We start from the raw sequence: 12,576 nt of genomic DNA, 5'->3' as shown, positions 1-12,576 counted from the left end.
TCGCCCGCCGCGCGGCCGGAGGGAGTCGACCGGCACCCCAACCCCGTTTGCCCGCACCGTTTCTGAGGGTTTGTCCGCCCCGCCCGTCCACCCCTGCGACGCTGCGTGCCGAAAGCCGTTCTCTGCGTCGTGGGAGGTGGATAAGGTGAGGCGGCGAGGAACACGGAGCCAGCAGGCGCCGCGGCCATCCGCCGCAGGCCGCCGCCGAAGCTGAACGGGGGATCAGCGTGCCGACCTCCATAGCCGTCACCAGCGCCGACCTCGTGCTGCCCGCCACCGACCACCACACGCCCACCGCGGCCCTGCTCCAGCACCCCGACGACCAGACGCTGGAGGCGGCCGTCGCCGACATGCAGGTCCTCGTGGAGCAGTCCGGCTACGTGGTCGCCCTGTACCCGGCCTCGCTCCCCACCGCCCACCGCAGACGAATCCACGCGGTCCGCGCCCTGCTGGAGAGCGACCGCATCGCCCTGCTCGCCTCCCCGCTCCCGCCGCTCGCCCTCTCCCTGCTGGTGCGCCAGCTGCGCCAGCTGTCGCTGTGCGATGTCGGCCCGGGGGTACTGGCCTCCGCCGCCCGGCTGCTCTCCCACTACCTGCACGCCGGGGCGCTGCTCGGCAGCGTGGCCCACCTGGACCGCGTGCCCGTGGGCCTGAAGGCGCACGCCCGCTCCTGGGTCCCCGGCTCCCGGTTCGCCGTCGCCGCCCACCCCCGGGCGCAGCTCGTCAAGGCGGGCGCGGGCGAACTCGAAGGACCCGAGTACGCCACCCGGCTGCTCTTCGCCCGGGGGCAGCTGGCGGCGGACTGGGTCACCGACCACCTCGCGGCGGCCTGGCGGGTGCAGGACGTCCAGGAGGCCCCCCTGCCCGCCGCGTCCCCCGGGTGGTGGGGGACCGGGCGGCTCGTGGAGTTCGCCGCGCACCTGCCCGACCTCGGCGTGGTCCACCAGCTGGTGGCCTCGGTCCGCAGGGAGGTCTGCCGCTGGTGCGGCCTCGAACTCATCGGCGACCACTGCGGGTTCTGCGCCGCCCCCATCGGCCCCCGGGAGCCCCGCGACCGCGCCCCGGTCCCCCTGCGGCAGGGGACCCCGAGCAGCCTCGGCCCGTAGCCGCGCACCGGCCGCGCCGCGGGCGTGCGCGGGTCCGGCCCTCCCGGGAGGGCGGAGGCGACCGGCACCACCCGACCACCCGACCGAACCCAGCCAGCCCACGTCTCCCACGAGGTTGCCCCGCCCATGAACTCACGGCAGCGCCGCGGCGTCGTCCTCATGCTCCTGTCCGTACTCTGCGCCCTCGGGGCGTTCGCGGGCGTGCTGTCGGTGGTCAGCGACGTGAACGCCAAGGTCGGACCCGAGGTCACCGCCTACCGGGTGAAGGCCGACATCGCCCCGTACACCGAACTCAGCGCCGGGCAGTTCGAGGAGGTCAGCATGCCCCGGCGGTGGCTCTCCGACAGCGCGGTGACCGACCTGGCCGCGGTCGAGGGCAGGACGGCCGTCACCCGGCTGCTCAAGGGCTCCCTGCTCCAGCGGGACATGATGGTCCTCCGGCCCGCGCTGGAGGACGGCGAGCAGGAGATCGCCATCATGATCGACGCGGCCACCGGCGTCGCGGGCAAGATCACGCCCGGGGCCCGCGTCAACATCTTCGCCACCTTCGACGAGGAGTCCCGGGGCCGCGGCTCCGTCCCGGAGTCCCGGATCATCGTGGCCAACGCCAAGGTCATCGACGTCGGCCGGCTGACCCCCCTGGACCCGAAGGCCGGCGACCGCGGCCGGACCGTCACCCAGGCGGTGCCCATCACCTTCGCCCTGGACACCCAGGACGCCCAGCGCGTCGCCTTCGCCGAGTCCTTCGCGGTCCACGTCCGCCTCGCGCTGGTCGCCCAGGGCAGCCCCACGGACCTGCGCCCCGGCGAGGGCACCTACACCCTCGACGAGGACCGGGACCGGTGAGGCGGCCATGACCACACGCATCCTCCCCGCGGTCGGCGACGCCGACGCCGCCCGCTCGCTCGCCGGCCTGCTCGGCCAACTGCCCGACAGCGAGCCCTCGCCGCCCGCCGGCGACTCGACCGCGCTGATCGACACCCTCGCGCGCCTCGCCTCGGAATCCCTCGACGAGCTTCCCGAGGTCGTCCTCGTCCACGAGCACATCGGCCCGGTGCCCGCGCTGGAGCTCATCCGGGAGGTCGCCCTGCGCTTCCCCGCCGTGGGGGTCGTCCTCGTCACGGCGGACACCGGCACCGGACTGTACTCCGCCGCCATGGACTCCGGGGCCCGCGGGCTGATCGGCCTGCCGCTCTCCTACGAGGAGCTGGCCCAGCGGGTCCAGGCCGCCGCCGCCTGGGCGTCGGGCGTCCGCCGCCACCTGGGCCGGGGCGCGGACGCGCCCACGGGGCCGGGGGGCACGGTCGTCGCCGTGGCGGGCGCCAAGGGCGGGGTCGGCACCACGGTCGCCGCCGTCCAGCTCGCCCTCGCCGCACGGGCCTCCGGGCGGACCGTCGCCCTGGTCGACCTCGACCTCCAGGCCGGTGACGTCGCCTCCTACCTCGACGTCCAGTTCCGCCGGTCGGTCGTGGACCTGGCCGGGATCCAGGACATCTCGCCGCGGGTCCTGCAGGACGTCGTCTTCGTCCACGAGACCGGCCTCGGACTGCTCCTGGCGCCCGCCGACGGCGAGCGCGGCGAGGAGGTCACCGACCGTGCGGTCCGGCAGATCCTCGGCGCCCTGCGCCACCGCTACGAGGTGGTCGTCGTGGACTGCGGCACCCATATGACCAACGCCAACGCGGTCGCCGTGGAGACCGCCGACACCGCGCTGCTGCTGACCACCCCCGACGTGGTGGCCGTGCGTGCGGCCAAGCGGACGGTCCGCCTGTGGGACCGGCTCCAGATCCGCAAGGCCGAGGAGACGGTCACCGTCGTCAACCGCCACACCCGCTCCACCGAGATCCAGCCCCAGCTCGTCGAGAAGATCACCCGCACCCGCACCGCCCGGTCCGTCGTCCCGGCGGCCTTCAAGGAGCTGGCGGCCGCGGTCGACGCCGGGCGGATGCAGGACCTCGACGCCAAGTCCGCCGTCAAGCAGGCCCTGTGGGCACTGGCGGCCGAAGTGGGCATGGTGGAGACTCCGGACGTACCCGGCAGGCGGGGACGGCAGCGCGGCGACCGGGGGCCCGCCGGCCCCCGGCGGCAGCGCGGCCGGTGACGGGGGCGGCACGTGGGGAACGGGACGAGGGCGCGCGGCGTACCGGCCGCCGCCGGGACCGCGGGGGGCGAGGGGGCACGGGGAGCCATGGGACGTACACGCACGGCGGGCCGCGTCCCGCGCACGGCAGGACCCTCGGCGCGCCCCGCGGGGCGCCGCCCGCGCCCGGCCGCCCGCGCCGGGCCGCACGGGCGCGCCGGCGGTCCGCAGCAGGGGAGGGCCGCCGGTCCTGCCCGGTTCCGCCTCGGCGACGACCGGGGGCAGGCGGCCATCGAGTTCACCGGCATGGTGCCCGTGGTGCTCGCCACGATCGTCCTGCTCTGGCAGGCCGCCCTCGTCGGCTACTCCTTCTCCCTGGCGGGCCACGCCGCGGACGAGGCCGTGCGCGCCGGGGCCGTCGCGGAGGGCGACCGCGCGGGCGCCTGCGAGCGCGCCGGGCGGCAGGACCTGCCCGGCGCCTGGTCGGCCGAGATCGGCTGCTGGAGCGAGGGGGACCTGGTGAAGGCCACCGTCGACGTCAGGATCCCCGTCCTGTTCCCGGGCCTCTCCCTGGGAATCGACGCGCCCGGCGAGGCCGCAGCGGTGAGGGAGAGCTGAGATGCGCCCACCATGCGGCCCCGAGCAGCCCGAGCGCCCCGAGCGCCGCCGCACCAGGCGGGACGAGCGGGGCCAGGCGGCCCTGGAGTACGTCGGCGTGATCACGGTCCTGCTGTTCACCGCCCTGGCGGCGATCCAGCTGGGCCTGGTCGCCTACGCGGCCCAGCAGGCCGGGACCGCCTCGCGCGCCGCCGCCCGCGCCGCCGCCTACGAGGGCGTCGACATCGGCCCCGAGGCCGCGGGCCGGCGGGCGCTGAGCGGCTGGCTCGACGGCGAGTTCGCCGCCTCCTACGGCGAGGAGGAGGTGTCGGTCACGGCGCGGGTCCGGGTGCCCGCGCTGCTGCCCCTCCTCGACTTCGGCACCGCCCAGCGCACCACCACCATGCCCCGCGACTGACGGCCGCCACCGTGGCCGCACGCCGCCGACGACGCAACAGCACAGCACAGCGAGGGAGTTGAGGAGATGAGCCTGCGGGCGCGCATCAAGGGCCCCCAGCCGTCCGGCGGCCAGGGGGAGGGCGGCCACCTCGTCGGCGTCTACCGCGCGAAACTGCTGGAGGAGATCGACCTCGCGGAGATGTCCGCCCTCGCCGCGGCCGAGCGCAGGGCACGGCTGGAACGCGTCCTCGGCCACATCATCAGCCGCGAGGGCCCGGTCCTGTCCACCGCCGAGCGCTCCCAGCTGATCCGGCGGGTCGTCGACGAGGCCCTCGGGCTGGGCATCCTCGAACCCCTCCTGGAGGACGCCTCCATCAGCGAGATCATGGTGAACGGGCCCGAGCAGGTCTTCGTCGAGCGGCGCGGCAGGCTGGAGCAGCTGCCGATGCGCTTCTCCTCCACCGAGCAGCTGATGCAGACCATCGAGCGCATCGTCTCCACCGTCAACCGGCGGGTCGACGAGGCGAACCCGATGGTCGACGCCCGGCTGCCGTCCGGCGAGCGCGTCAACGTCATCATCCCGCCCCTCTCCCTCACCGGCCCGATCCTGACCATCCGCCGCTTCCCGCGGGCCTTCACCCTGGCGGAGATGATCGAACTCGGCTCCCTCGACGAGCAGATGACCCTGCTGCTCGCCGGACTGGTGCGGGCCAAGTTCAACATCATCGTCTCCGGGGCCACCGGCACCGGGAAGACGACCCTGCTCAACGCCCTCTCCGGGATGATCCCCGAGGGCGAGCGGATCGTCACCATCGAGGACTCCGCCGAACTCCGGCTCCAGCAGGCGCATGTGATCACCCTGGAGAGCCGCCCGCCCAACGTCGAGGGCCAGGGCCGGGTCACCATCCGGGACCTGGTGCGCAACAGCCTGCGGATGCGCCCCGACCGGATCGTGGTCGGCGAGGTCCGCGGCGGCGAGACCCTGGACATGCTCCAGGCCATGTCCACCGGCCACGACGGCTCCCTGGCCACCGTCCACGCCAACAGCGCCGAGGACGCCCTGCTGCGCCTGCAGACCCTCGGGTCGATGTCCGAGGTCGAGATCCCCTTCGTCGCCATCAAGGACCAGATCAACAGCGCCGTGGACGTCATCGTCCAGCTCACCCGCCACGCCGACGGCTCACGGCGTGTCACCGAGATCGCCGTCGTGGACTCCCACGGGCGGCAGGACTACCGCATCGTGTCCGTCTGCCGCTTCCAGGCCCGGCCCCCGGCCCCGGACGGCCGGGTGCACGGGGAGTTCTCCTACCACCCGCTGCCGCGACGGGTCGCCGAGCGGCTCCACATGAAGGGCGAGGCACCGCCGCCGGTCTTCGGGGTGGCGGACTCGGACACCCAGCTGCTGATGCGCAGACCGGCCGCCTGAGCCCCGCCCGCCCCGCGACCCCGCCCCCGACACGAAGGTCCACCCGACATGGCCCACCTCCCCCAGCTGACGATCGGCGTCACGCTGCTCGCCTGCGTGCTCGGCGTGGCCGGAGTCCGCAGCTACGCCACGGGCCGGGCGCACCGGCAGGCCCTCGTGGAGCGGATGGCCCAGTCCCCGGAGCACCACCACGGCGTGCGCCGCCGGCGCTTCGACGCCCTGGACCGCCGCCTGCGGACCACCCGCCCCGGCCGCCGCATCGAACGCCGGCTCGCCGCCACCGGCCTCGCCCTCACCCCCGGCGAGTACACCGTCTACACCGCGGCGGGCCTGCTCGCCGTCTACCTCGTCGTCGGCGCGGTCTTCGCCCCCTTCTTCGGCGTCCTGGCGGCGCTCGCCGGGCTCTGGGCCGCCAACGCCTTCCTCACCTGGCAGCGCCAGAAGCGCACGGAGGCCTTCATCGGGCAGCTGCCGGAGCTCACCCGCGTCCTCGCCAACGCCACCCAGGCCGGACTCGCCATGCGCACCGCCCTGGCCATGGCCGCCGAGGAGCTCGACGACCCCGCGGGCTCCGAACTGGGCCGGGTCGCCGACCGCCTGGCCGTCGGGCACAGCCTGGACGACGCGCTCGGCGAACTCGCCGACCGGCTCCCCTCCCGCGAGCTCGTCGTCCTGGTCACCACACTGGTGCTGTCCAACCGCGCGGGCGGCCAGATCGTCAGCTCCCTGCGCAACCTCACCGAGACCCTGGAGGAGCGCAAGGAGACCCGGCGCGAGGTCTCCACCACGCTCTCCCAGATCAAGGTCACCGCCGTCGCCGTGCCCCTCCTCGGGCTCGGCTTCCTGCTGATGATCAACGGCATGACCGAGGGCGCCCTGGACAAGATGACCGGCTCCGTCGTCGGCCAGGCGGGCGTCCTCCTCGCCTTCGGCATGTACGCCGTCGGGTTCTTCCTGATCCGCCGGCTGTCCCGGATCCAGGTTTGAGGGGGCGCACATGGGACTGCTGCTCGCCACCGTCGCGGCCCTCGCCGTCTACGGCGTCTTCCACGGCATCCGCATGTACCGGGCCGACGCCCGGCTCCCCGGGGACCTCGCACTCGCCCTCGAAGTGGGCGCCACGCGCACCACGGCCGTCGGCTCCGGCATCGACCGCCTGGGGATCCGCTTCGCCCCCGCCGTCCTGCGGTGGATGGGGCCCCGCCGGGTGGACGCCCTGCGCCGCCGCCTGGACAGGGCCGGCAACCCCCGGGGCCTGACCGTCGACCGCTACGCCGCCCGCCGCGCCGTGTACGGCCTCCTCGGCGTCCTGGCGGCCCTGGCGACCCTGCTGCGCGGCCAGCCCCTGGTGGCGCTCCTGGCCCTGCTGTACGGCCTGTTCTGGACCGACGTCCTGCTGCGGGCGTCCGTCCGCAGGCGCCGGGCCGACATCGAGCGGACGCTCCCCGACTTCCTGGACGTCCTCGCCGTGGTGGTCTCCGCGGGCCTGGGGTTCCGCCAGGCCCTGGAGCGCGTCGCGGACAGGTACACCGGCCCCTGGTCCGACGAACTGCGCATCACCCTGCGGCAGATGGACATGGGCGTCAGCCGCCGCGAGGCCTTCGAGCAACTGCGCCGCCGCAACGACTCCGAACAGGTCTCCATGTTCGTCACCGCCCTGCAGCAGGGCGAGGAACTCGGCGCCCCCATCGTGGACACGCTCATCCAGATCGCCAACGACATGCGCCGTGCGGACGCCCAGAACGCCCGCCGCGCGGCCGCCAAGGCGGTGCCCAAGACCACGCTGGTGGTCACCATGGTGATGCTGCCCGCCACCATGATCCTGATCGTGCTCAGCTTCTACTACGGCTCGGGAGTGGACTTCGGCACCCTGCTCGGCGGCTGACCGGCCGCCTCCCGCCGCGGAGCCCCGCCCTCGCCCCGCCCCGGCCGGCCCCGCTCCCCCTCTCCCGGCCCGCGCCCCTCCGCACCGACCCCGAACGGGAGGTGATCCCCCGTGACCCCCGACCCGGCCGCCCCTGCCCCGTTCCCTCCGGTGCCGCCCGCCCCGGGCTCCCCGCCCCGGCCGTCGGCCCCCGCCCTGCAGGTCAACGCGCTCCAGGCGCTGTGCCGCAAGACCTTCGGCTTCCGGCTGGCCATGATCGCGCTCGCCGCCCCGTTCGCCCTCGCCAACACCGCCCGCGGCCCCGCCACCTGGCTGGTCAGCGTGGCGGTGCTGGTCACCTTCATGCTCTCCTACGTCCTGCTGCGCGACTGGGAGCGCTTCGGCCCCGTCCTGCTGCGGCACCCCTCGCTGCTGGCCGCCGACGCCCTCTTCGGCGCCCTGCTGCTGGTCACCGCCTCCCCCGAGTCGACGCTCGGCTACGTCACCCTGTGCACCCCGCTCCTCGCCGGACTCGTCTACGGCTGGCGGGGCGCGGCGGCCTTCGCGGTCCTGGAGTCCCTGCTGGTCGCCGGGGCCTACGCGGTGAACCACACCGTGGACGCGGGCGGCAACGCCCTGCTGCTGCCGGGGCTGTGCGTCATCGCCGGGGCCGTCGGCAGCACCCTGCGCAAGCTGATCCTCGACCTCGGCACCGCCACCCACGCCCTTGGCGAGGCCCGGGCCCGGATAGCGGCCCACGAGGCGGTGGAGGGCGAACGGGCCCGGCTCGCCCGCGAGATGCACGACTCGGTCGCCAAGACGCTGCACGGCGTCGCCCTCGCCGCCGAGGGGCTGGCGGCCGGAGTCGACCGCGGCGACCCGCCCGCCCTCCGGCACCAGGCCGAACTCGTGGCCCGGGCCGCCCGGCGGGCCGCGGCCGAGTCCCGGGAGCTGCTCAGCGACCTCCGCCGGGGCCCGGACCGCGAGGCGGGCACCGACCTCGCCGCCGAACTCCGCCGCCGGGCGGCCGAACCGGGCGGGGGGCCGGGGCCGCGCGTCGCCTACCGCGACCTCGGCACCGGACCCCTCCCGCGGATCCCGGCCCCGCTCGCCCGGCAGCTCCTCGCCATCGCCGACGAGGCCGTCGAGAACGCCCGCCGGCACTCCGGGGCCGACGGGGTCGAGGTCGCCGCGGGGGTCGTCGGCGGCCTGCTGCGCGTCAGCGTCCACGACGACGGGTGCGGCCTGCCTCCCGGCACCACGCTCGACGGGCTCGCGCACTCGGGGCACTTCGGACTCCTGGGCATGGTCGAGCGCGCCGCGGCGCTCGGGGCCCGTATCCGCATCGGACGGGACACCCGCGCCGCAGGCACCGAGGTGCGGGTCGACCTCCCGCTGCACCTGCTGCGCCCCGCCCGCCCGGACCCGGCCGAGGCGGAGGCGGCGGGCGTCCGGTCCCTCCCGGCCGACCCGGCTCTCCCGGCCGACCCGGCCGACCCGGCGCCCCTCGGCGCCGCCGCGCACCCGGGCGCCGGCCCTGCCGCGCCTCCCGGCGCCGAGGCCGTCCCGCCTCCCGGCACCGGCCCCGCCGCGCCTCCCGGTGCCGAGGCCGTCGGCGCCGGCTCCCCGGGAGGCCGCCGCCGTCCGCCCCGCACCCGCTCCCGCACCCGTCCCTGAGAGAGGAGGCCGCACCATGCCGCACGCGTTCACCCGTCCTTCCGAGCCCTCCGGGGCCGCGCCGCCGCGGGCCTCGGCCCCCACCCCGGACCCTGCCGTTCCGCACGGCGGAGCCCCCGGTGGCCACCCGCCGGAGACCCCGCTGCTGCGCGTGCTGGTCGCCGACGACAACCCGGTCGTCCGGGCGGGGCTCGCCGCGCTGCTCCGGGGCGGCGGTGGCATCGAGGTGGTGGCCGAGGCCGCCGACGGCCGCCAGGCGTACGAGGGCACTCTCCGCCACCGGCCGGACGTGGTCCTGCTCGACGTCCGCATGCCCGGGGTGGACGGACTCGCGGTCCTGCCCCGCCTGGTGGGCCTGGCCGCCGTGGTGATGACGACCTACAGCGCGGAGGACGAGGTCGTCCGGGAGGCCGTGCTGCGCGGCGCGGGAGGCTATCTCGTCCACGGTGAGTTCACCGCGGACGAACTCCTCGCCGCCGTGCGGGCCGTGCCGGGCGGCCGGGGCGCGTTCACCCCCTCGGCCCGCGGCGCCCTGGCCGCGGTGCCCGAACGGAACGGGAGCCCGCTGCTGCTGCGGGGTCCGGACGGCCTGACGGCTTCGTCCTGCAGGGCAGGCGCGGGACAGGTTCATTCGTCTGCGATCGCACATGGTTGTCATCCGTACGAGTGGTCCGGTTTGCCCAACTCGCCGCAGCGAAAGGGTGAACATCGGTTACGCCCGGGAGGGCAACCTCTCCGAACAGCTTCGCAAACGCAAGCGGATGTGGGACATTCATGCAAGGGGGCCGGGGTGCCGGGGGCCCTGCCGATCGGACTGAGCCAGCGGGAGGTGGAAGTCATGGAGCTGATCGCCTCGGGCATGACCAACCAGCAGATCGCCGCTGCCTGCTTCATCAGCCACAAGACGGTGAAGAACCACATCAACCACATCTTCGCCAAGCTGGACGCGGGCAGCAGGGGCGAGGCCATCGCCCTGTGGCACGGACGTCCGCGCCCGGGACGAGGGGACCGCGACCATGGCTGAGCGACCGGGTCCCGGCACCGCCTTGGGCGGGTGGCAGGCGGGGTGCGGGTGCGGGTGCCGCGATTGGGCCCCAAGACCCATGCGGCGGGGCGGCGTTCCGCCGTACCCTCCCCTTGTCGACAGTGCACCCGGCCGTTCCGCGGCCGACGACCGAGGGGACCACCATGTCGGACAACACGCTGAAGGCCGCCGCCCGCGTCAAGGTCCACATCGGCTCCTGGGCCGACACGGCCGCCCGGTCGCTCCGGCACCGCTCGGACCGGGGCCAGGGCGCGGTGGAGTACGTCGGGGTGATCGTGCTGGTGGCGCTGATCATCGTGGCGATCGTGGGGACGGGCGTGGCGGACGACATCGCGCAGGGGCTGACCGACAAGGTGAGCGAGATCCTCAACGCCGGCTGACGGCAGGCGCCTCCCGCGACACCGGGCAGGCCGCCCCCGTGTATCTCACGATGGTGGCGGGCCTGCTCTTTCTGGCGCTCGCCTTCTTCGCGGTCGGCCAGGCGGGCGCCACGCACAACGAGGCCCAGTCGGCTGCCGACGCGGCGGCGCTGGGCGCTGCTCAGGAGTCCCGTGACGGGCTCCGGGACGACCTGCTGGCCGGGCTGCTCGATCCCGTCTTCCTCGACGACGTCTTCAACGGTGGGTTCCCGGGAGCGGACGACGGCTGCTCGGCGGCGGGCTACTTCGCGGCCCGCAACGGCGCTGACGTCGGGGCGTGCCGATGGATCACGGACGGGCGATGGGGCTTCACCGTCGACGTGGTCACGCAGGACGGCATGGGCGATTCCATTCTTCCCGGCACGGAGAACGCCCGTGCGACGGCTGTGGCCACCGCCGTCGTGGAGTCCCGGTGCACGTTCGAGCCCGCCGAGGGCGAGGAGCCCCCCGCCGGCGAGGAGCCTCTGCCGGACGAGAGCGACGGCCCGCCCGCCGACGACGACGCAGAGGAGCCCGAGGAGCCCTCGTCGCCCGGAGCGCTGCGGTGCGACGCGGAGGACTGGGTCATCGATCCGGAGCGCCTCGACCTTCCGGAGATGACCGACCTCTTCAGGGTTCGGCTCGCTGAGGACTGACTGAGAACGACCGCAAAGGAAGAACGCTGATGAGTATGTGGAAGAGAAGCAGGTCCCGACGCCCCGGGGCGGCGGTCGTCGGGGCATTGACCCTCGCGCTGGCGACGACAGCCTGCGGAACCGGAGGTACCGACACGCCCGACAAGGGCCCGGCAGCGTCCACCTCCGCGGCGACGGGTGAGGGGAAGGGCGGGACGCCGGGCGAGGACGGGGCGACCGTCCCCGACACCAGCCGGACCCTGGCCACCATCAACGGCAGCAACGGCTTCCAGTTCCTGGTCCATTCCGCGGCCCGGGACGAGGGCGGGTTCCTGACGGTCACCGGTGCCATCACGAACACGAGCCCCAAGGGGCTTGCGCCGCGGGTCGTATGGAGCGGCCAGGAGAAGCAGGTCCGGGCGACAGGTCGCTCGCTCGCAGGCATCACGCTCGTGGACAAGAACGAGAAGAAGCGCTACTACGTCCTGCGGGACACCGACGGATATCCGCTGACCACGACCGGCATCGACCGGCTGGACGCGGGAGAGACGGTGACGTTCTTCGCCCAGTTCCCCGCCCCTCCCGCCACCACCACCGAGGTGGACATCCTCGTGCCGGAAATGCCCGTCGCCACGATCGAGCTCTCGTGATGCCCGCCGCCACCCGCCGCCCCCGCAGGGCGGTCGCCGTCGCGGTCGCCGTCGTGCTGCTGTTCTCCGGGGCGCAGTTCTCCACGGCGGCCGGCGCCCTCGCCGACGACGGACCGAGCGTCCCGCCCGGTACCGAGCCCACCGGGCGCCCGCCCGAGATCGACGGCCGCTCCCCGGGGCTCAGGCTCCGGGACGGTGCCACCCTCGCTCCGGCGAGGGTGCTGCCCATCGTCTCCATCGTCGAGACGGAGGGCGGCGAGGAGCGCCGCGAGGAGACCAACGAGAGCCTGAAGTTCGCCCTCCAGGCCGAGGTCCTGTTCGGCAAGGACAGCGCCGAGCTCTCGGGAGCGGCACAGGCGCGGATCGCCTCGGTCGCGGCCGAGATCGCCCGGCAGGGCTCCACGCAGGTCCGTGTCTTCGGCTTCACCGACGACCTCGGCTCGGCGGCCCACGGCGACGTGCTGTCGAAGAAGCGGGCCGACGCCGTGCACCAGGTCCTCGCTCGGGAACTGGACTCCTCGGAGATCCGCTACGAGATCCGGGGCTACGGCGAACTGTTCCCGATCGCCGACAACAGCAGCGAGGAGGGCCGCAGGAAGAACCGGCGGGTGGAGATCTCCTTCCCCCGCGGCGACGGCTCCGGCGGCTGAGAGCCGCCCACCGCCCGGGCGTCCGGCCGCACCACGGGTCCCGCAGTGC

14 protein-coding genes are annotated in these 12,576 nt (G+C 74.8%); all 14 read left to right on the top strand.

Features of this window, described 5'->3' with window-relative positions; translation table 11 throughout:
* Positions 1-227: 227 nt before the first annotated feature.
* The 14 genes from ACGF15_RS24660 (at position 228) to ACGF15_RS24595 (ending at position 12,527) form a co-directional block, all read left to right on the top strand.
* Complete coding sequence (locus ACGF15_RS24660) at positions 228-1,106, top strand: hypothetical protein (RefSeq protein WP_345612573.1); 879 nt, start codon at positions 228-230, stop codon at positions 1,104-1,106.
* Between the two features lie 126 nt (positions 1,107-1,232).
* Complete coding sequence (gene cpaB / locus ACGF15_RS24655) at positions 1,233-1,952, top strand: Flp pilus assembly protein CpaB (protein ID WP_256524794.1); 720 nt, start codon at positions 1,233-1,235, stop codon at positions 1,950-1,952.
* 7 nt (positions 1,953-1,959) lie between these two features.
* Positions 1,960-3,207, top strand: a complete 1,248-nt coding sequence (locus ACGF15_RS24650; protein WP_362607510.1) for a P-loop NTPase — start codon at positions 1,960-1,962, stop codon at positions 3,205-3,207.
* Positions 3,208-3,294: 87 nt separating this feature from the next.
* The gene (locus ACGF15_RS24645; protein ID WP_345612578.1) at positions 3,295-3,804 is read left to right on the top strand and encodes a TadE family protein; all 510 of its coding nucleotides are present in this window, start codon (positions 3,295-3,297) and stop codon (positions 3,802-3,804) included.
* A gap of 1 nt (position 3,805) precedes the next feature.
* Positions 3,806-4,201, top strand: a complete 396-nt coding sequence (locus ACGF15_RS24640; protein ID WP_392802003.1) for a TadE/TadG family type IV pilus assembly protein — start codon at positions 3,806-3,808, stop codon at positions 4,199-4,201.
* A 66-nt stretch (positions 4,202-4,267) separates the two neighbouring features.
* Entirely contained in the window at positions 4,268-5,608 is a 1,341-nt protein-coding gene (locus ACGF15_RS24635; RefSeq protein ID WP_345612582.1) for a CpaF family protein, read from the top strand.
* A 48-nt stretch (positions 5,609-5,656) separates the two neighbouring features.
* Positions 5,657-6,595 carry a type II secretion system F family protein gene (locus tag ACGF15_RS24630; RefSeq protein ID WP_362607516.1) on the top strand — a complete coding sequence of 313 codons (939 nt, stop codon included), beginning with the start codon at positions 5,657-5,659 and terminating at the stop codon, positions 6,593-6,595.
* Between the two features lie 10 nt (positions 6,596-6,605).
* A complete protein-coding gene (locus ACGF15_RS24625; RefSeq protein ID WP_345612586.1) occupies positions 6,606-7,493 on the top strand; it encodes a DUF5936 domain-containing protein in 888 nt (295 codons plus the stop codon).
* Positions 7,494-7,604: 111 nt separating this feature from the next.
* Positions 7,605-9,149: a sensor histidine kinase gene (locus tag ACGF15_RS24620; protein ID WP_392801998.1), complete on the top strand. Its 1,545-nt coding sequence runs from the start codon at positions 7,605-7,607 to the stop codon at positions 9,147-9,149.
* A 16-nt stretch (positions 9,150-9,165) separates the two neighbouring features.
* A complete protein-coding gene (locus tag ACGF15_RS24615; RefSeq protein ID WP_392801995.1) occupies positions 9,166-10,173 on the top strand; it encodes a LuxR C-terminal-related transcriptional regulator in 1,008 nt (335 codons plus the stop codon).
* Between the two features lie 164 nt (positions 10,174-10,337).
* Entirely contained in the window at positions 10,338-10,574 is a 237-nt protein-coding gene (locus tag ACGF15_RS24610; RefSeq protein WP_256524843.1) for a hypothetical protein, read from the top strand.
* A complete protein-coding gene (locus ACGF15_RS24605; RefSeq protein ID WP_392802198.1) occupies positions 10,571-11,248 on the top strand; it encodes a pilus assembly protein TadG-related protein in 678 nt (225 codons plus the stop codon). Before ACGF15_RS24610 ends, ACGF15_RS24605 begins: the two co-directional genes overlap by 4 nt.
* A 29-nt stretch (positions 11,249-11,277) precedes the next feature.
* Entirely contained in the window at positions 11,278-11,877 is a 600-nt protein-coding gene (locus ACGF15_RS24600; RefSeq protein WP_362607521.1) for a hypothetical protein, read from the top strand.
* Complete coding sequence (locus ACGF15_RS24595; RefSeq protein WP_392801992.1) at positions 11,877-12,527, top strand: OmpA family protein; 651 nt, start codon at positions 11,877-11,879, stop codon at positions 12,525-12,527. Before ACGF15_RS24600 ends, ACGF15_RS24595 begins: the two co-directional genes overlap by 1 nt.
* Positions 12,528-12,576: the final 49 nt, after the last annotated feature.

It is taken from the genome of Streptomyces sp. NPDC048001, from assembly GCF_043203115.1.
Taxonomy (GTDB): Bacteria; Actinomycetota; Actinomycetes; order Streptomycetales; family Streptomycetaceae; genus Streptomyces; species Streptomyces sanyensis.
This window is presented reverse-complemented; position numbering and strand designations above follow the sequence as displayed.

Bases quoted from the DNA above. Each gene is read 5' to 3' on its own strand.
- ACGF15_RS24635 (WP_345612582.1), top strand. From the start codon at position 4,268: ATGAGCCTGCGGGCGCGCATCAAGGGCCCCCAGCCGTCCGGCGGCCAG.
- ACGF15_RS24645 (WP_345612578.1), top strand. From the start codon at position 3,295: ATGGGACGTACACGCACGGCGGGCCGCGTCCCGCGCACGGCAGGACCC.
- ACGF15_RS24615 (WP_392801995.1), top strand. From the start codon at position 9,166: ATGCCGCACGCGTTCACCCGTCCTTCCGAGCCCTCCGGGGCCGCGCCG.
- ACGF15_RS24650 (WP_362607510.1), top strand. From the start codon at position 1,960: ATGACCACACGCATCCTCCCCGCGGTCGGCGACGCCGACGCCGCCCGC.
- ACGF15_RS24610 (WP_256524843.1), top strand. From the start codon at position 10,338: ATGTCGGACAACACGCTGAAGGCCGCCGCCCGCGTCAAGGTCCACATC.
- ACGF15_RS24625 (WP_345612586.1), top strand. From the start codon at position 6,606: ATGGGACTGCTGCTCGCCACCGTCGCGGCCCTCGCCGTCTACGGCGTC.
- cpaB (WP_256524794.1), top strand. From the start codon at position 1,233: ATGAACTCACGGCAGCGCCGCGGCGTCGTCCTCATGCTCCTGTCCGTA.
- ACGF15_RS24600 (WP_362607521.1), top strand. From the start codon at position 11,278: ATGAGTATGTGGAAGAGAAGCAGGTCCCGACGCCCCGGGGCGGCGGTC.
- ACGF15_RS24630 (WP_362607516.1), top strand. From the start codon at position 5,657: ATGGCCCACCTCCCCCAGCTGACGATCGGCGTCACGCTGCTCGCCTGC.
- ACGF15_RS24640 (WP_392802003.1), top strand. From the start codon at position 3,806: ATGCGCCCACCATGCGGCCCCGAGCAGCCCGAGCGCCCCGAGCGCCGC.
- ACGF15_RS24595 (WP_392801992.1), top strand. From the start codon at position 11,877: ATGCCCGCCGCCACCCGCCGCCCCCGCAGGGCGGTCGCCGTCGCGGTC.